Genomic DNA, 17596 nt, shown 5'->3' with positions numbered 1-17596 from the left:
CCGAAGGCGCGACGTTGGAAATCAGGAATGAGGCGAAACTACGCGGTCTTCACCGCTCCCAAAAAGCCCTCGACCGCGACGCGGAGACGATCGGCGTCAGCCGACATCTTCTTGACGGAGTGAGACAGCACCGTGCCGGCGTTGCCGGTCTCCTGGTTGAGCCTGGCGACGCTGCCGATGGTGTCGGTGACCTCGCGGGTGCCTTGTGCGGCCTGCTGGAAGTTGCGCGAGATCTCGGTGGTGGCCGCGCGCTGCTGCTCGACGGCCGCGGCAATCGCCGTCATCTTCTCGTCGATGCCGCTGATGGCGCCGCCGATCGACCGGATGGCAGCAACGGCCTGGCCCGTCGCGCCCTGGATCTCCTCGACCTGACGCGAGATCTCTTCCGTCGCGGTCGCCGTCTGCGCCGCGAGGCTCTTGACCTCGCCGGCGACCACGGCAAAGCCGCGGCCGGCTTCGCCCGCGCGCGCGGCCTCGATCGTGGCGTTCAATGCCAAAAGGTTTGTCTGGCCGGCGATGGCGTTGATCATCTTCACGACCTCGCCGATGCGGCTCGCGGTCTGGTCGAGGATCTCAACGGTCGCGTTGGTCTGCGCGGCCTGCGACACGGCTTCGCGGGCCTCGCGAGCGCTGGCCTGCACCTGCGCGGAGATCTCGCCGACGGACGCGGAGAGCTCCTCGGTCGCCGCCGCGATGGTCTCGAGATTGTTGGTGGCCTGCTCGGCCGCGGAGGAGACCGCCGCGGTCTGGCTGCTCGATTGTGAGACCAGCGAGCGCACGCCGCTGGCGGTGTCATCGAGCTCCCGCGTCGAGGCCGCAACACTCTGGATGACAGCCTGCACGGTGTCGTCGAAGCTGTGGCAGGCGGAATCGACGGTGCCGGAGCGGGCGAGCTGGAGCGCCTGCTGGGATTCGCGTTCCCGGCCGAGGCGCTCGGCGGTCGCAGCACTTTCGCGCAGACTTTCGAGCGCGGCGGCCATGGTGCCGAACTCGTCAGGATGCCGGGATTGCGGCACCGGCGTCGCATAGTCGCGTGCGCTGATGCGGGCGATGGCGTCGAGAATGGCGCGCACCGGGCGCATCAGGCGATTGCGCACCACAAACACACCGGCCAGGGTCACGGCCAGCGCCACGAGGAATGCCAGCGACTGCACGATCAGATTGGTGAGGGCTTTATTCTGAACGGTCTCCGCGCGCGCGATCGACTGGTCGAGGGCTTTGTTCGCGACAGCGACGATGGACGCGAACGGCGACTGGCACAACGCGTTCCATTCCGAAGCGGGCATCGCGGGGCGGCCGCTGCCGTCGAGGTTCTTGGTCAGTTCGCCGATCTGCTTGAGCACTCCATCGGTCTTGGCCCGTGCCTCCTTGGCCGCATTGGCGAGGTCCGCCGTCACGTCGGGCGCAGCCAGCAGCTCCTCCATGCCGGTCCAGCCGGCGCTGACGATGCCGTTCCAGCTGGCCACGGTCTGCTTCTGGGTCTCGTCGAGCGGCTTGGAGCTGTTGACGTTCGGGCGCAGGGTCGAGCACTGGATGCCATAGCGGTCGCGCACCTGCCAGGCGAGGCGGCGAGCCTGGATCATGCGGGCGATGAAAGGATCGTTCATCCAGGCGCGGTTCGACACCGCCGTGGACGCGAGATTGGCAGTCTCGATCACCTTCGTGACGGAATCGTACCAGGCGGCGGTGCGCTCCACCTTGCGCTCGCCGCGCGGCAGCCGGGCCTCCTCGTAGAACAGCTGGAATTTCGGCGCGGCCTCGCTCCAGCGCTGCTTCAAGGTGTTTGCGAGCTCGTCGCGCCGGCCGAATTCCACGGTGGAGAGCGCGGCGATGATGGCGTCAAAGCCGGCCTGCTCTGCCTTTTCGGCGGCGCCGAGCTTGGCACGCGGATCGTCCTCGCCGAGCAGCGCGCTCTGGGCATCGCCGCGATTGTTGCGCAAGGACAGCACGCCCTGGAAGATCGCCTTGTCCGCGTTCGCAAGCCGTTCGGTCTCCAGACTGTCGCTGTAGCGGCCGAAGGCCCCGAACATCTGGATCGCCGTGCTGGCCAGCGCGCCGGCGGCCAGCAGGGCCATCAAAGTCAGGAGAAGCGAGCTTACCGATTTCTTAAACATTGCCATGGGTCGGGGGCCTACTCTTCACGAGCAGCCACCTTGCACCGCGACATGCCAAGGTTTGGTTAAGGCTTTAATCGAATACCTGGGTTGTGCCCGCTGCGCCTGCGGCAGGCCGCGTTCCCTCACGCAACCCTGGTGAAATCCGGCGGTCGGCGCTCGGCAAAGGCAGTGAATGCCTCGCGCGCTTCGGCGGTACGCAGGCGCTGCGCGAACTGCTCGCCCTCCGCGTTCAGCTGCGCAACCAGCGCCTCGCCATTGCGCATCAGCTTCTTGGTGGCGATGAGCGCACCGGCCGGCTGGCGGGCCAGGCGCTGCGCGAGCGCAAGCGCCTCGGCATCGAGCGTGTCGAGCGGCAGCACCCGGTTGGCGAGGCCCCATTCAGCGCGGCCTGCGCCGGCACGGTCTCGCCAAGTGCGAACATCTCGTAAGCTCGGGCGTAGCCGATCCGCGCCGGCATCAACAGGCTGGAGGCCGCTTCCGGCACTAGCGCGAGGCTGACGAAGGGCGTCGACAATTGCGCATTGTCGGCGAGCACGACGAGATCGCAATGCAGCAGCATGGTGGTGCCGACGCCGACGGCGCGGCCCTGCACCGCCGCAACCAGCGGCCGGGTGCAACGTGCCAGCGACTGAATGAACCGCACGACGTTGCGGCTGCCTTCCGACTTGCCCGCTGCAACCGCGGCAAATTCGCCGACGTCGTTGCCGGCAGTGAACATGTCGCCCTCGCCGCGGATCAGGATCACGCGAGCGGACGGATCGAACTCGGCGGATTCGATACTGTCGGCGAGCTTGCCGTACATCGCGTCCGTCAGCGCGTTCTTCTTGTCGGGGCGCGCCAGCGTGAGGGTAAGAATTCCGCTGTTGTTCTCGATCCGGACGTGCTCGGTCATTCGTCTGCTCCTCTTGGAAACTTGTCCTGAATGCTCATCAGCCAGCGTGCGACGATGTCGATCTCCGCAGCCGTAAATCCCTCCGTCAGCGCCGCGTTGACCTCCGCCGCGCCTGCTTTCGCCTGCGCCAGCGCGCTGCGCCCCTTCGGCGTCAGCCAGATCCGCCAGGCGCGCCCGTCCTCGTGGTCGGCCCGCCGCTCGATCAGTTTGGCGGCTGCCGTGCGATCGACCAGGCCGGAAATACCGGCCGGGCCAAGATCCAGCGCCGCGCCCGCCTCGCCGATCAGCACACCATCCTGCTTGCCGAGAATGAACAGCAGCCCGGCCTGCGCCGGCGTGACCTCGCTCTCGGGGCGAGCCGCCATCCAGCGCTGCAACCGGCGTTGCGCGACGCTCAGCAGGTAGATCAGGCGATGGTGGCTCGCTGCGGCTTCCTTATTTCGCATACGAAATATATAATGCGAGGCCAATCGCGTTGTCAAAGAGGGGTTGCCGATGCGGCATGGCCATGGCGATCGCGGTCGTGCCGATCGTCAAGCCGACGCGGCACGAAGGCGGCGAGTGGGATGGCGCATTGAAATTCCATCGGGAATTTGACGCACCCGTTGGCGCTTGACGGCCGCCCTCCTTTATGTTCCATATTTGTTCTTCACTCGTTTTGGTTGCAATAGGATCATTTCATGACGAAGGATGCGCGCGGCGAGCGCGAGCCGGCTCAGCTCGTGATTCACAATGATGACGAAACGCCGGACGAGTTTGTCATCGGGTTGCTCCGCCAGGTTTTTGGCAAATCGGAGCGTGAAGCGGCCGCGGTGATAGCGCGGGTCGAGCGGGAGGAGAAGGCCACTTGCGGTCCGTACCCGCAATCGGTCGCCGAGGCGCTGTTCAAGTCGGCTCAGCAATATATCTGGCTCGGCCAACATCCGCTGAGGATCACGCTTGAAGAGATTAAGACCCCCTGCGAGCTCTGCGGCAAGCCTGAGGGACAGACCGATGTTCGGATCGGGAGCCGCACGGTCTGGCTGTGCAGCGACTGCATTCGCGCAGCAGACACCGTGAACACACCGCAAGAGCCGGAAGAGGAGTTCGAATACGCTTGCGACGTGCTTGACTGGCATTTTGCCAACGTCTCGCGTAGCAATCTCGTGACCACCATCCGCCAGTTTCCCGGCCATATGCGGGTCGATGTCCAGGCAGCGATCGAGGGACTGTTCGGCAAGTCGATCCGGCTGTTCGGGCTGAACGAAGAACAGCGCTACGAAACGCTGTCGATCTCACGGCTCCTCCGCGATGGCCGCAATGCGCTCGCGATTGCTCCGCTGCAATATTCCGACGTGGATGTCGGCGAGAAGAGCCCGGTCAAATGTCTCGATAACGGCCTCTGGCTGTGCGAGCAGGATGGCCTTCGTTACGCGGTCTTGCTGTGTGCCCACCGCGAATACAGCCGAGAACCGGGAATTCGGATCGAGATCCTCGTGCCGGCAGGCACCGCGGGCGCGGCACTCGTGCAGCAGTGTTTTGGCGAGCTGGAGCAGGCCGTGCAAGCTGCGCGCAGCTATCGCGGCAAGATCCTGTCCCTCGACGCCGATTCCGACTATCGCGGCCGCTCGCGCGGCATCACGGTGCATCGGCTGCCGCCGGTTGCGCGCGATGAGGTGATCCTGCCCGAACAGACCCTGCGGCTGCTCAATCGCAACGTTCTGACTTTCGTCAACACCCGAGATCAATTGCGCCGGCTCGGCCAGTCGACACGTAAGGGCATCTTGCTTTACGGACCGCCGGGCACCGGCAAGACCCATACGATCCGCTATCTGGCAACTCATTTGCCCGGGCACACGACACTGATCATCACCGCCGAGCAAATCGGGCTTCTCGGCGCTTATATGAGTCTGGCACGGCTGCTCCAGCCGTCGATGGTCGTTATCGAGGATGTCGATCTCATCGCCCGCGACCGCGACGACATGGGGCCGTGCGAAGAATCCATGCTGAACAAGTTGCTCAACGAGATGGACGGGCTGAAGGAGGACGCGGACATCCTGTTCGTCCTGACCACCAACCGGCCTGAGGACCTCGAAGGCGCCCTCGCCGGCCGCCCGGGCCGCATCGATCAGGCCATCGAAGTCCCGCTGCCGGACGAGACCGGCCGCGGCAAGCTGGTCCGGCTCTACGGCAAGGGGCTGCCGCTCGACGATGCAATCATCGCAGAAGCGGCCCGCCGCAGTGAGGGCACGAGCTGTGCCTTCATCAAGGAATTGATGCGACGGCTTGCGCAAGGGAGCCTCGCGCGAGACGGTGGCAATTCCGTCGTGTCTGCCGACATCGACGAGGCGCTCGACGACATGTTGTTCTCCGGCGGCAAACTCAATGCGCAATTGCTCGGAGGCGCACAGGCGATGGCGACGAGATAACGCCTACCCACCGAAGTGGCGGGCTTGGACTGAGCGTTTACGGCGCGCAGGTGAAGCTCGAGGCCTCCGTCACCGGGCCCGACTTGTAATGAGGCCAGGCCGGCCAGCGGCACAGCGGCATCGCGCGCAGCGTCGCGAACGACGGCGCTTCGACCTTCTGCTCGGCGACTTCGAGATCGCCGGGCGCCTTGCCCTGCTCGACCCAGTCGACCAGCACGTTCAGCATGTCAACATTGGCCGGCGCGCCGGAGCCGACATGGTCGACCCCGGGCGCGGTGTAGAGCCGCGCGAACTCCGCGGTCTCCGCCTTACCGAGCTTGCGCTCGACGCTGTCGAAATAGCGGATGCCGGCATAGGGGCTCTGCGCATAGTCGGCCATGTGCTCGAGCATGATCAGCCGGCCGCCGCGCATCCGGAAGCGGCTAAGGTCGGGATCGGTCGAGTCCATCAGCGTGGAGATCTCGAGCAGCCGCGCCTTGTGCTCCTCAACCTTGTAGGTCGTGACGTCGAGCTTGGGATCGCGCGCAAATACATATTGGATGCCGCCGGCGCCGTAGATCCAGGCGATGCCGTTGTTGGGCGCAGGCGGCTGCGCGGGCGGCGCGGTGCCGAGCCACCATGCGACCCAGCCGCCGGTCGGGCCGATTGCCGGCGTGTCCTCGCCGGAGACGCCCCAGCCCGGATAATCGTCGAGACCATTGGCGAGCGCGAACGGGAATTTGTAGGGCGCGTGCAGCGTGTTGACGGCCTTGATCTGCGCGTCAGTGAGGCACTGATCGCCGCTCTCGCCCGCCGCGCAGCGCAGCGTCTCGACCTTGAACGCCGCCTTGCAGGAAACGGGATCCTGCACCAGCGCATCGTCGGAGCCGTCGGCCTTGTCGCAGGCCGCGCGCACGGCATCACCGACGAGCTTGACCTGCGCCGGATTGATCCAGCCCTCGCCCATGGTCACGAGGCCCGAGCGGGTGCCGGCATGCTGCAAGCCGACCCAGTTGATGACGGGGACGCGGGCGAAGATGCCGTCGAAATCGTCGGGATAACGCTGCGCCATGGTAAGGCCTTCGCGGCCGCCTTCGGACGAGCCCATGAAGTACATCTTGTCCGGCTTCCTGCCGTAGGCGCGCTGCATCAGCGCAACCGCAGCATCGCGCACCTTCTTGTAGGCGCGATGGGCGAAATTCTCGAACGCTTCGTCGTTGAGCGCGAACAGCTGCGGCGGCTCGCCCTGCTTGGTCTCGTGGCCGGAATCGGTGCCATAGGTGACGAAGCCGCGCGCGAGCGGTGACGGCTTGTCGAAGGGATAGGCCGGCGGCAGCGCAAGGCCGGTGATCAGCACGCCGTTGAAACCGCCGCCGCCATATTGCAGCGAGCGCCCGTTCCATTCGGCGGGAAGGTTGACCTGGAATTTGATCGGCGGCGCCTTGGGGTCGGTGGGATCGATGTGGCCGAGCACCTTGCAGAAGCGCGGATTGGCCGGCGTGATGCGCCCCGACGGGGTCGGCCCGCGCTCGGCGACGGCGAGTTGCGACGGCGCCAGCAATGTCGCGGAATCAATCTTCACCGCATCAGTGCCGCCAACAAGACCGTTGCAGACCGTCTCGGCGTCGTCTGTCAGCGTCGCCGCCGAGGCGCTACCCGCAATCAATGCAGCCGCCGTCCCTACGAGCAGCGCACGGAGCTTCGCACGCATTTGCGCCATGGTTCCCCCTGTTTTCTGTTCTCGTTCGATCCGTCAGGAGGCCGCATTGAAGGCGACCTACCGCCGGCCGTCAATGATGCGCTAGTGCTCGAACACCAGCCGCGCGCCGACCGTGCCCTCGAGGCTGCGGATCTGCTGGAGCAGCGCTGCCGAATCCTGACCGGCCAAGTCGGCATCGAGCACGACGTAGCCGAGATCGCCGGCGGTCTCCAGATATTGCGCAGCGATGTTGATGTCGCGTTGGAGAAAGACTTCGTTCAGGCGCCGCAGCATGCCGGGTACGTTGCGATGGACGTGGCTGAAGCGCGCGCCAGAGGGCCGCAAGTGCAACTGCACCTCCGGGAAGTTCACCGCGCCCATGGTCGAGCCGGTGATGAAATAGTCGACCAGCTTGCGCGCAACCTCACCACCGATCCGCTCCTGCGCCTCCTCGGTCGAGCCGCCGATATGCGGCGTGAGGATGACGTTCTCGAGGCCCTGCATCGGGCTGTTGAAGCGATCCGCGTTCGAGGACGGCTCGACCGGAAACACGTCGACGGCCGCGCCAGCGAGATGGCCGTCGCGCAAGGCGCGCGCGAGCGCATCGAGATCGACCACGGTGCCGCGGCTGTTGTTGATCAGGAACGAGCCTGATTTCATCGCCCGCAGCTCCTTCTCGCCGATCATGCCGGCGGTCTCCGGCGTCTCGGGCACGTGCAGGCTGACGACGTCGCTCTGCGCCAGCAGCTCCTCCAGTCTCTCGACCGGCTCGGTGTTGCCGTGACGGAGCTTGTCGGTGCGGTCGAAATAGATCACGCGCATGCCCATGGCCTCGGCGAGCGTCGAGAGCTGCGAGCCGATATTGCCGTAGCCGACGATGCCAAGGGTGCGGCCGCGCACCTCGCGACTGCCGGTCGCCGACTTGTCCCAGCCGCCGCCATGCGCCGACGCCGAGCGCGGAAAGATCCGCCGCAGCAGCATCACGATCTCGCCGATCACGAGCTCGGCGACGCTGCGCGTGTTGGAGAACGGCGCATTGAACACGGGAATGCCGCGCTTGCGCGCCGCCGTCAGATCGACCTGGTTGGTGCCGACGCTGAAGCAGCCGACCGCGAGAAGCTGGTCGGCGGCCCCAAGCACCTCATCGGTGATCTGGGTGCGCGAGCGGATGCCGAGCAGCGACACGCCCTTGAGCGCCCGCCGGAGATCCTCGCCGTCCAGCGCCTTGGTCAGGCGCTCGACATTGGTGAAGCCCGCGCTTTTGAATAGGTCGACTGCGCTATCATTGACGCCTTCGAGCAGCAGCGCCTTCGCATTCCGCTCGGGGCTTTGGCCTGGGGCTGGCATTGTATCTCCGTAAGTAGCACCTTTGCCGCAGCTCATAGACCGCGGACGGTGCGCGGCACAATAGGGCCTAGATACGGGGAGAAGATGGCGGGCGCCCGTCATGCTTGCGTCAGCAATTCCGCCATCCGAGAGGGTGACGGGCAACAGACTCAGATCACATAAAACCCGTGCGTTCCGTCCCGGCGGAGCTGCTCGACCAGGCCGTACTCCCAGTTCAGATAGGCCTGCATCGCACCTTCCGCGACGTCGGTGCCTTCATAGGGGCGGCGGTAACGATTTGCCGGATCGGGCTTCGGCAATACGCGCGACGGGCCGATCTCGAGCGCACCGTCATAGCCGCCTTCGAGCACATAGACCTCCCAGCCCATCTGCGCGAGCCAGGACGCCGTCACGTCGGCACGGACGCCCTTGTCGTCAGTCAGGAGGATGCGCGCCCCACGCACCGGCGCGGCCATGTCGGTCTCCTGGACGAGCTGACCGCCAGGATAGTGGCGGAAGCCGGGAAGATGGCCGGCCGCATATTCCTCGGCATCGCGCACGTCGAAGCGATAGAGCGTGCGCTCGGCCTGCGCGACAAGCGCCGCCGCCTCGCTCGCGCCGATATGACGAACGCCGGCGCGATAGGCCACGTCGCGGGCATTGGCGGGGCCGCCTTCGAACGGCCCGATCGCGCCGCGCCTGTCGGCGCCGTGATCGAGCCTGTGCCGCGCCAGCGTCCAGCCGATTGTGCCGTTGCGCAGCGCGCACACTTTGTTGGGCACGCCGGCATTGATCAGCGACTGGGTGCCGATGATCGAGCGCGTGCGGCCGGCGCAATTGACGATGATCGTGGTGGCGGGATCGGGCGCGGCGCTGCCCGCGCGCAGCACCAGCTCCGCGCCCGGCACGCTGACCGAGCCCGGAATGTTCATGGTCGCATATTCGTCGAAGCGGCGAACGTCGAGAATGGCGATGTTGGCCTTCTCGGCAATGAGTCTTGCCACCTCGTCGGCGCTGAGGGAAGGCGTGTGGCGGCGCGCCTCGACCAGTTCGCCAAATGCTTTTGAATAGGAATTGACGTCCTCGAACACCTCGTAACCGGCCTTGCGCCAGGCCTTCAGCCCACCATCGAGCACGCTGATGTTGCTGTAGCCGAGCGCGGCCAGACGTTCGGCGCCGGTCGCAACCAGCTCTTCCCCATCATCATAGAGCACGATCGCCACGTCCTTGCGCGGCAGCCTGACCTCGGCTTCGACCGCGATCCGGTCGGCAGCCATGTTAGCAGCGAACAGCGGATGGCCAGTCGCGAACGCCGCCTCGTATCTGAGATCGAGCAGCGCGATTTCTTCACGCAGCAGCAACGAGCGGCGGATCTCGGCGGGAGTGACGGTCGGGAGCTTCATGGCATGGACTCGATATGTGGGCCGGAAGCTTTTGAACCATTGCAGCGGTGTTGGCCAGCCATATCGGAGAGCAGGAGAATCGCGAATTCGCCGCGTAGATCCGTCTAGTCGCATTCGTATGTGGCGACGACCTGCGAAAAATCGCGCCGGGCAAGAGCATCCCGATCGATCCAAAAATGCAGCACACCGCCGACGTCGGAGTGCCAATCAAAGAACGCAAGATCGCCTTGTATCTGGAGCAACAACATGTCTTCCAGATGCTCCTCGGTCGCATCCTGCGGGCCGCTGCCATACCCCAGCATCTGATGAAGCGCCGTGCTGAAGTGGCGGCGCTGCCCTTCTTCGACAGTTGGCGTCTTCCAGTGATTCTGCCGCGCGAGATTCGCAACATAGCTGAGAGGGACGTCATCGCAACCATCGGCACGTTGGGTCGCCATGCAACGAATCGTGTGGTTGATGGCGTTGCCCAGGTCCCTCGGGAGTTCGCTCGCGTATGTGCGCACTTGCCCGTCCAGCTTCTCGTAGGCTCGCACGACATCGAACCACCAGGATCTGAAGCTCGCTTTTGTGTCCAAATCGATGCCATCCATCTGGGTGAGCGCCCGACACCGCTCGAGCCACCCGACGGCACCAGCGCGAAGCCGCTTCAATTCCATGGTTGCTTCGTCGGTGAGCGGCTTGCCGTAGTATCCACGCGTCAGATCGCGTTGGACGTGCGACAATACCGACCGAACCACGTAAGTGATCAGTAGCCAGTTGAAGGGCCAATCCTCGTCCTTCTCGTATTTGGCCGCACCTCGGAATTGAAGCAGATCACTCTCCGGCGGCTCCCCCGGACCCAAAGCCTTGCATAATTCTTCCACCATAAGCTCACCTCCGACTGCGTCCTCGCGGAAGTAGAAGTCGCGGAATAACCGGAAGGAGATCGGATATTTGAACTCGACCTTGGAATGAAAATCGAAGTTGGGGTCGAGCCATTTGACTTGGTAATCACCATCAGTGCCGGCCAGCGGCATCAAATTTGGCGGCGGCGCACGGTCAGGATAAGCGCCACCGTCGCTCGGACCATAGAGGACACGGCAAGGTGGACGCCCCTCGCCGACGAATACCGAACTGCAAAAGAAATAGAGTGTGCCGCGTTTCGGAAGCGGCGACCAACCTGAACCGGGCAGTTCGGCCAAGTCAATTTGAGCCACGAACGTGAGCGCAACTGTCTCCAAGGTTTCGTTTGCTCTGACTTCCGCCGTCGGCCATTCGAATTGCGGGGGCAGCTTGGGAAGACCGCCGAAGAAGCTTCGCGAAGGATGAGCAAGGGGCACGGGCAGATCGCTACGTCGAACGAGCACCGCAGGCAGCGCCGCTTGTTCAAGTTCGTCTCGTTCGGATCGCGCCATCAAGCCCCCTCACGACCTTAGCGTGTATCATGAGGATCGAACCATTTCGCGAAACCGCACACAAGTGTTTCTTAGTCGCAGCGGCAATACCCAGCTCGTCATGTCCTTAAGACGGACTGTTCGGGAGCCGCTGAACGCTGAACCTCACTCGCCCGGAACGAGCCGGCCGGGCGGCGGCTGCGCCGGGCGCCGAAGCCTGCGGCGGGACAGGTAGAGCAACATGCCCGTGACCGAGAACAACGGCATTAAAGCCGCGGCGATCATGAAGGCGACCTTGCCCGGCCGCCCCAGGATGGCGCCGCGATGGATGTCGAGCACGTTGGCGACAATCCTCTCGCCAAAAGTTTTGTTGGCTTAGCGCTCCGCGGAGACCAGTTGTTCACCGTGGGCCCGTCGCGATTCTGCGTGATCTCACGCGACAGCGGGAGCCATCAGTTCATCGAGCTTTCGCTGGAACGCGGCGCCGTCGGACAACGCGCGGAGCGGCGGACGCACACGCAGCCAGCTGGTATCGCCTGTCTGCGCCGCGAGAATGGCCTTCAGCGTCGCGACCAGAGATGGCGTCTTGACCACGACGTCGATCGCGGCTTGCATGCGCGCTTCGACATCCTTGCCGTCGACCATGGCCTTGACCAGCTCCGGCACGACATTGGCCATGCCGCAGATGGTGCCGGCACCGCCGGCGGCGATCGCACGGGCGATGTCGGCTTCGTTGCCGACAGTAATCGCGAGGTCGGGCGCGGCGTTGCGGAACGCCTGGAATTGCTTGAAGTCGCCACTGGAGTCCTTCAGGCCCGCAATCAGCTTGCCGTAGCGCTTGCGCAGATTCGCAGCGACACTGGTCGGGATCGCGACGCCCGAGACCTGCGGAATATGATAGAGCGAGGCGCGCAGGCGATCGTCGCCGACGCCGTCGATGATCGCGGCGAAGGCATCCTCGATGCCTTCAGGGGTGACGTTGCGATCGACGTAAGGCGGCAGCAACAGGACGTGACGCAGGCCGAGGCCGAGCACGGCGCGCGTCAATGCGATGCCGTCGGTGATGGCGGGGAAGCCGCCGCCGATGCCGATACGTTCCGGCGCGACGCCGGCCTTGAGCACGGCTTCGATGGTCGCGATACGTTCGGCGGCATTGAACGAGGTGCCCTCGCCAGTGGTGCCGAACAGCACGACACCGTCGATCCCTCTACTGAAGAGTTGCTTGGCATGAGCCGCGAGCTTTGTGCTGTCCACGCTGCCGTCCGTCGCCAGGGGCGTCACTGATGCCACCCAGAACCCGCGAATTGCCTCCATCATGATACCACCCATTGCTGCGCTTCAGACTAAGCCCCTGATTTCTCGCGATCTTCAGGCCTGTCGAAGCGGTGTTTTTGCTTTACTTCTTCTGATGTACCTTACATACAAGGCGAACGCAATCCCGCGGCGATCGGCGGCCGCAGATCGTGAGGAGGTCTCGCATGGACATGGCGCCCAACATTGAGCTTCCCGACCAGTTGCTCTGCGCACTTCGCGACAAGCTCGGCGCGGCCGCGGTGCTGACCGGCAGCGACGTGCCGGCGCGCAATTGCAACGATTGGAGCGCAAGCCTGCCGCAAACGCCGCGCGCGGTGATCCGTCCGCTCGATGCGCAGGGCGTTGCCGATGCGATTCTGGTCTGCCGGCAGGCGCGGCTTCCCTTCGTGCCGCAGGGCGGATTGACCGGGCTGTGCCGCGGCGCATCGCCCGAAACAGGCTGGGTCGCAATCTCGCTCGAGCGCATGACCGGCATCGAGGAGATCGATCCTGCGTCGGCAACGATGACGGTGAAGGCAGGCACGCCGCTGGAGACGATCCAGAAGGCCGCAGATGAGGCCGGCTTCTTCTTTCCGCTCGATCTCGGTTCGCGCGGCTCCTGTGCCATTGGCGGCAATCTCTCGACCAATGCCGGCGGCAACCGCGTGATCCGTTACGGCATGACGCGCGAGCTTGTGCTCGGGCTCGAAGTGGTGCTGCCCGACGGCACCATCATCACCAATCTCAACAAGCTGATAAAGAACAACGCCGGGTACGATCTGAAGCATCTCTTCATCGGCTCGGAAGGCACGCTCGGCATCATCACCCGCGTGGTGCTGCGGCTGTTTCCAAAACCGCGTTCGACCATGGCTGCGCTCTGCGCGCTGAAGGACTATGCCGCGGTGATCGCGCTGCTCGGCGCCGCACGCAGCGGGCTCGGGCCGCTGCTGTCGGCCTTCGAGGTGATGTGGCCGGACTATTGGGACGTGATCACGATTCGCGCCGGCGTGAAGCCGCCGGTCGCAGCAGGCCACGGCCTCTACGTGCTGGTCGAGGCGCAAGGCACCGACGAGAGCATCGACGCGCCGCGCTTCCAGACCTGGCTCGAAGAGCTCATGGAGCGCGGGCTGCTGACTGACGCGGCGGTGGCGCAATCGCTGGCGCAAACGCAAGCGTTCTGGCGCGTGCGCGACATCTGTGCCGAGTTCGGCCAGGTGCTGGGGCCGCACATCTCCTACGACATCGGGCTGGCGGTGGCGCGGATGGACGAGTTCGCGACGCGCTGCAAGGCCGCACTCGCCGATGGCATCAAGGGCTGCGAGAGCGTCTATTACGGCCATATCGGCGACGGCAATCTGCATCTCGTCTCCTGGGTCACGGGTCTCTCCGTCGCGCAGCAGCCGAAGGAGGAAATGGACGCGATCATCTACGGTCTCGTGCGCGAGATGGGCGGCAGCGTCTCCGCCGAGCACGGCATCGGCACGCTGAAGAAGAAATGGCTGGATCACGCCAGGAGCGAGCCTGAGATCGCGCTGATGCGCACGCTGAAGGCCGCGCTCGATCCCGAGCATCTGCTCAATCCCGGCAAGGTGATCTGACCGAACAGCCCATGAAATCGCTGAAGCTCGATACGCCGAAATCGCTGTCGCAGCGGGTGATGCAGCGGCTGCGCCAGGCCATCATCGACGGTGAGTTCGCGCTCGGCGCCGCCATCTCCGAGGAGATGGTGGCAAATTCCTTCGGCGTCAGCCGCACGCCGGTGCGCGAAGCGATGGGCCAGCTGCAGGCGCAAGGCCTCGTGGTGATCCGGCCGCAGGTCGGCAGCTTCGTATTCACGCCGAGCGCGGAGGACATCCATGCGCTCTGCACCTTCCGCATCGCGCTCGAGCCGAAGGCCGCTGAGTTCGCCTTCCGCCACGACCGCGACGGTGCTGTCGCGGCGATGAGCGCAGCGATCGCCGCGATGGAGCCGGCGATCGCGGCAAGAGACAACATCGCCTATGGCCGCGCCGACGCCGCTTTTCACGAGGCGCTGTTCGCCCGTTGCGGCAACCGCTACCTCGCCGAATCCTATCAGCTCGTCTCCGGCCGCGTCGCCGCGCTCCGCACCAATTTGACCTCGCCGATCGACGTGCGCACCCGCTCGTCCTTCGACGAGCATCGCAGGCTGCTCGATCTGTTCGCACGCGGCGAGCAAGCCTCCTTCGAAGCACTGATGACGACGCACATCACCAATTCGGGCGTGGTCTATGCCAAGGCGCTGAAAGTAGAGGCGCTGAAAGTAGAGGCGGTGAAGATGAAGATGGAGGCGCCGAGGGTGGATTGAGCGTCGTCACGGCTCCTCCGCCGGTCCCGGCCTGTCCAGAAAATCCAGCGCGGTGTTGATCTGTTCGAGCTGGTGCTCGAGCCTGTCGCGGTCTTCGACCGACTGCGCTGTCTCGAGCTGTTCCACGAGCTTCTGCTTCCGCATCAGCAAGTTCTCTATGACGGTGCTCACAATTCCCCCATCGCCAGAGGCGACGTCACGAACGCCGAGATGGTGGAGGCGCGCGCGACTCGGGCCCGGTTAGAACCCTGAACCAGAATGTTCGCAGCGGCGATTGGTTCCCGCGGGCGCCACCCGATCTGGGCGGCCGCGAGGCTGGAACTCCGCGCTCAACTCGTCATGACGATGCCGCCAAGCTGCATCGGCGAGACATCGGCAAAGGCCGCGCATCGATCGGTTGTATTCACCCGCCCGGAGCCCTATGCCTATCCGTATGGACACCCAGATCGTCACCGTCGAAAAGCCTCTGATGACACAGGCGCGCCCGCGCAAGCCGGCACCGTTCCTCCCCATGAGCCGTGCCGAGATGAATGCGCTCGGCTGGGATGCCTGCGACATCGTGCTGGTGACGGGCGATGCCTATGTCGATCATCCGAGCTTCGGCATGGCGATCATCGGCCGGCTGCTCGAGGCGCAAGGTTTTCGCGTCGGCATCATCGCGCAGCCGGACTGGCACTCGGCCGAGCCGTTCAGGGCATTGGGCCAGCCGCGCGTGTTCTTCGGCGTCACCGGCGGCAACATGGATTCGATGGTGAACCGCTACACCGCGGACCGCCGCCTGCGCCATGACGATGCCTATACCGCCGGCGGCGAAGGCGGCAAGCGGCCGGACCGCTGCACCATCGTCTACGCCCAGCGCTGCCGCGAGGCGTTCAAGGACGTCCCGATCGTGCTCGGCGGCATCGAGGCCTCGCTGCGCCGGATCGCGCATTACGATTACTGGTCCGACAAGGTGCGCCGCTCGGTGCTGGCCGATGCCAAGGCGGACCTTCTGCTCTACGGCAATGCCGAGCGCGCCGTCGTCGAAGTGGCGCAGCGGCTCGCCGCCGGCGAAGCGCCGCGCGAGCTCGACGACATCAGGGGCGTCGCGCTGTTCCGCAAGGTCCCTGCGGATTACACTGAGCTGCACGCCGACGATCTCGACTCCGCCGATGAAGGCGCATCGCGCCAAAAAGGCTCCACGGTGATCCGCCTGCCGGCCCTCGAGCAGGTCGAGCAGGACCGCGAGGCCTATGCGCGCGCTTCACGCGTGCTGCACCGGGAGAGCAATCCCGGCAATGCGCGGCCGCTGGTGCAGCGTCACGGCGATCGCGATCTCTGGCTGAACCCGCCGCCGATCCCGCTCACCACCGAGGAGATGGACGCGGTCTACGACCTGCCTTACGCGCGCGCGCCGCATCCGTCCTACGGTGATGCAAAGATCCCCGCCTGGGAGATGATCAAGTTCTCGGTGACGATCATGCGCGGCTGCTTTGGCGGCTGCACCTTCTGCTCGATCACCGAGCATGAGGGCCGCATCATCCAGAACCGTTCGGAGGGCTCGATCCTGCGCGAGATCGAGAAGATCCGCGACAAGACGCCGGGCTTCACCGGCGTGATCTCCGACATCGGCGGCCCTACCGCCAACATGTACCGGATGGCGTGCAAGGATCCGAAGGTCGAGGCGGCGTGCCGGCGGCCGTCCTGCGTCTTCCCCGAGATATGTCCGAACCTCAACACCTCGCATGACGATCTGATCCGGCTCTATCGCAAGGTGCGCGAGACCCGCGGCATCAAGAAGGTGATGGTCGCCTCCGGCGTGCGCTACGATCTCGCGGTCGAGAGCCCCGAATACATCAAGGAGCTCGTCACCCATCACGTCGGCGGCTATTTGAAGATCGCGCCGGAACATACCGAGCGCGGCCCGCTCGACAAGATGATGAAGCCGGGCATCGGCGCCTACAACCGCTTCAAGCGGATGTTCGATGAAGCCGCCGAGCAGGCCGGCAAGAAATATTATTTGATCCCCTATTTCATCGCGGCACATCCCGGCACGACCGACGAGGACATGATGAATCTCGCGCTCTGGCTGAAGAAGAACCGCTATCGCGCAGATCAAGTGCAGACCTTCCTGCCCTCGCCGATGGCGACCGCCACCGCGATGTACCACACCGGCGTCAACCCCTTGCGCGGCGTCCGCCACGGCGGCAGCGACAAGGTCGAGGCGATCAAGGGCCTGCGCCAGCGCCGCCTGCACAAGGCGTTTCTGCGCTACCACGACCCCGACAATTGGCCGGTGCTGCGCGAGGCGCTGAAGGAGATGGGCCGCGCCGATTTGATCGGCTCGCAGCCCCACCAGCTCGTCCCCGCGCACCAGCCCCCCGGCACCGGCAAGGCCGCCGGCACGAAGCGCCCGGTGCGCCCCGGCGGCAGGACGCAGCGGTTTACAACCAAGGGCGTGCGGGTGATGAAGTAGCGGGACGAGGGAGCTTTCGTGCCCCCCGCAACAAAAAATGTCGAAAACAACCCCATGCACAGTAGCCGCCCCTAGCGGGATCAATGGCTTGGACACCTTGCAGAGACGCTGACCCGTCGGGCAAAAAGTCGTTGCCCCGTCGGGCAACACAGGCGCATGATGGCATCATTGGGCAGGCGGGATAGAGCGAGCCCGGTCTCTGCCCGCATCGATATCCTCGAGCTTCACACCGCGTCCCGCGCGCAGGCTGTCACACGCCTGTTCGACGCGTGCAGGGGGATATACTCCCCGGGGAATTAGCACTTTGGCACCGTGTGACACCGGC

General features: G+C 65.0%; 12 protein-coding genes and 2 pseudogenes. 4 read left to right on the top strand and 10 right to left on the bottom strand.

Annotated elements, in window-relative coordinates; translation table 11 throughout:
• Positions 1 to 38 precede the first annotated feature (38 nt).
• From IVA87_RS21705 to IVA87_RS21695, 3 genes and pseudogenes are all read right to left on the bottom strand, one after another.
• Entirely contained in the window at positions 39 to 2120 is a 2082-nt protein-coding gene (locus tag IVA87_RS21705; protein WP_247334938.1) for a methyl-accepting chemotaxis protein, read from the bottom strand.
• Positions 2121 to 2239: 119 nt separating this feature from the next.
• Positions 2240 to 3009 (bottom strand): annotated as a pseudogene (locus IVA87_RS21700) (enoyl-CoA hydratase).
• Positions 3006 to 3455, bottom strand: coding sequence for a MarR family winged helix-turn-helix transcriptional regulator (locus tag IVA87_RS21695; RefSeq protein ID WP_247302828.1), 450 nt, complete (start codon positions 3453 to 3455; stop codon positions 3006 to 3008). The pseudogene IVA87_RS21700 and the gene IVA87_RS21695 overlap by 4 nt, the downstream one beginning before the upstream one ends.
• A 234-nt stretch (positions 3456 to 3689) precedes the next feature.
• Here IVA87_RS21695 and IVA87_RS21690 point away from each other — a divergent pair, with 234 nt between their 5' ends.
• A complete protein-coding gene (locus IVA87_RS21690; RefSeq protein ID WP_247334934.1) occupies positions 3690 to 5417 on the top strand; it encodes an ATP-dependent Clp protease adaptor ClpS in 1728 nt (575 codons plus the stop codon).
• Positions 5418 to 5454: 37 nt separating this feature from the next.
• Here the strand turns inward: IVA87_RS21690 and IVA87_RS21685 are convergent, their stop codons facing one another.
• The 6 genes and pseudogenes from IVA87_RS21685 to IVA87_RS21660 all read right to left on the bottom strand — a co-directional run bounded on the left by IVA87_RS21685 (position 5455) and on the right by IVA87_RS21660 (position 12514).
• On the bottom strand, positions 5455 to 7116 hold the full coding sequence (locus IVA87_RS21685) for a tannase/feruloyl esterase family alpha/beta hydrolase (protein WP_247302822.1): 1662 nt from the start codon (positions 7114 to 7116) through the stop codon (positions 5455 to 5457).
• Positions 7117 to 7197: 81 nt separating this feature from the next.
• On the bottom strand, positions 7198 to 8442 hold the full coding sequence (gene serA, locus IVA87_RS21680; protein WP_247302821.1) for a phosphoglycerate dehydrogenase: 1245 nt from the start codon (positions 8440 to 8442) through the stop codon (positions 7198 to 7200).
• Positions 8443 to 8591: 149 nt separating this feature from the next.
• Positions 8592 to 9824, bottom strand: coding sequence for a rhodanese-like domain-containing protein (locus IVA87_RS21675; protein WP_247334931.1), 1233 nt, complete (start codon positions 9822 to 9824; stop codon positions 8592 to 8594).
• 104 nt (positions 9825 to 9928) lie between these two features.
• The gene (locus IVA87_RS21670) at positions 9929 to 11218 is read right to left on the bottom strand and encodes a DUF1963 domain-containing protein (protein ID WP_247302817.1); all 1290 of its coding nucleotides are present in this window, start codon (positions 11216 to 11218) and stop codon (positions 9929 to 9931) included.
• Between the two features lie 144 nt (positions 11219 to 11362).
• Positions 11363 to 11596, bottom strand: a pseudogene (locus IVA87_RS21665) (PepSY domain-containing protein); the annotation flags it as partial.
• A 33-nt stretch (positions 11597 to 11629) separates the two neighbouring features.
• Positions 11630 to 12514, bottom strand: a complete 885-nt coding sequence (locus IVA87_RS21660; RefSeq protein ID WP_247302815.1) for a dihydrodipicolinate synthase family protein — start codon at positions 12512 to 12514, stop codon at positions 11630 to 11632.
• Positions 12515 to 12675: 161 nt separating this feature from the next.
• Here IVA87_RS21660 and IVA87_RS21655 point away from each other — a divergent pair, with 161 nt between their 5' ends.
• Both IVA87_RS21655 and IVA87_RS21650 read left to right on the top strand, forming a co-directional pair.
• Positions 12676 to 14088 (top strand): FAD-binding oxidoreductase, encoded by a 1413-nt coding sequence (locus IVA87_RS21655; RefSeq protein ID WP_247302813.1) that lies wholly within the window; start codon positions 12676 to 12678, stop codon positions 14086 to 14088.
• 11 nt (positions 14089 to 14099) lie between these two features.
• A complete protein-coding gene (locus IVA87_RS21650; protein ID WP_247334927.1) occupies positions 14100 to 14816 on the top strand; it encodes a GntR family transcriptional regulator in 717 nt (238 codons plus the stop codon).
• 6 nt (positions 14817 to 14822) lie between these two features.
• Here the strand turns inward: IVA87_RS21650 and IVA87_RS21645 are convergent, their stop codons facing one another.
• Complete coding sequence (locus IVA87_RS21645; RefSeq protein ID WP_247302809.1) at positions 14823 to 14960, bottom strand: hypothetical protein; 138 nt, start codon at positions 14958 to 14960, stop codon at positions 14823 to 14825.
• 289 nt (positions 14961 to 15249) lie between these two features.
• Here IVA87_RS21645 and IVA87_RS21640 point away from each other — a divergent pair, with 289 nt between their 5' ends.
• Positions 15250 to 17271, top strand: a complete 2022-nt coding sequence (locus IVA87_RS21640; protein WP_247302883.1) for a YgiQ family radical SAM protein — start codon at positions 15250 to 15252, stop codon at positions 17269 to 17271.
• Positions 17272 to 17596: the final 325 nt, after the last annotated feature.

Origin of the sequence: Bradyrhizobium sp. 147 (genome assembly GCF_023073935.1) — a bacterium.
Lineage (GTDB): Bacteria > Pseudomonadota > Alphaproteobacteria > Rhizobiales > Xanthobacteraceae > Bradyrhizobium.
Note: the sequence above shows the minus strand (reverse complement) of the source record. Positions and strands in the feature narration are given on the sequence as shown.

What these genes read in the sequence shown, in the direction of transcription:
- IVA87_RS21705 (WP_247334938.1), bottom strand. Translation starts at nt 2,120, where the DNA reads ATGGCAATGTTTAAGAAATCGGTAAGCTCGCTTCTCCTGACTTTGATG.
- IVA87_RS21695 (WP_247302828.1), bottom strand. Translation starts at nt 3,455, where the DNA reads ATGCGAAATAAGGAAGCCGCAGCGAGCCACCATCGCCTGATCTACCTG.
- IVA87_RS21690 (WP_247334934.1), top strand. Translation starts at nt 3,690, where the DNA reads ATGACGAAGGATGCGCGCGGCGAGCGCGAGCCGGCTCAGCTCGTGATT.
- IVA87_RS21685 (WP_247302822.1), bottom strand. Translation starts at nt 7,116, where the DNA reads ATGGCGCAAATGCGTGCGAAGCTCCGTGCGCTGCTCGTAGGGACGGCG.
- serA (WP_247302821.1), bottom strand. Translation starts at nt 8,442, where the DNA reads ATGCCAGCCCCAGGCCAAAGCCCCGAGCGGAATGCGAAGGCGCTGCTG.
- IVA87_RS21675 (WP_247334931.1), bottom strand. Translation starts at nt 9,824, where the DNA reads ATGAAGCTCCCGACCGTCACTCCCGCCGAGATCCGCCGCTCGTTGCTG.
- IVA87_RS21670 (WP_247302817.1), bottom strand. Translation starts at nt 11,218, where the DNA reads ATGGCGCGATCCGAACGAGACGAACTTGAACAAGCGGCGCTGCCTGCG.
- IVA87_RS21660 (WP_247302815.1), bottom strand. Translation starts at nt 12,514, where the DNA reads ATGATGGAGGCAATTCGCGGGTTCTGGGTGGCATCAGTGACGCCCCTG.
- IVA87_RS21655 (WP_247302813.1), top strand. Translation starts at nt 12,676, where the DNA reads ATGGACATGGCGCCCAACATTGAGCTTCCCGACCAGTTGCTCTGCGCA.
- IVA87_RS21650 (WP_247334927.1), top strand. Translation starts at nt 14,100, where the DNA reads ATGAAATCGCTGAAGCTCGATACGCCGAAATCGCTGTCGCAGCGGGTG.
- IVA87_RS21645 (WP_247302809.1), bottom strand. Translation starts at nt 14,960, where the DNA reads ATGCGGAAGCAGAAGCTCGTGGAACAGCTCGAGACAGCGCAGTCGGTC.
- IVA87_RS21640 (WP_247302883.1), top strand. Translation starts at nt 15,250, where the DNA reads ATGGACACCCAGATCGTCACCGTCGAAAAGCCTCTGATGACACAGGCG.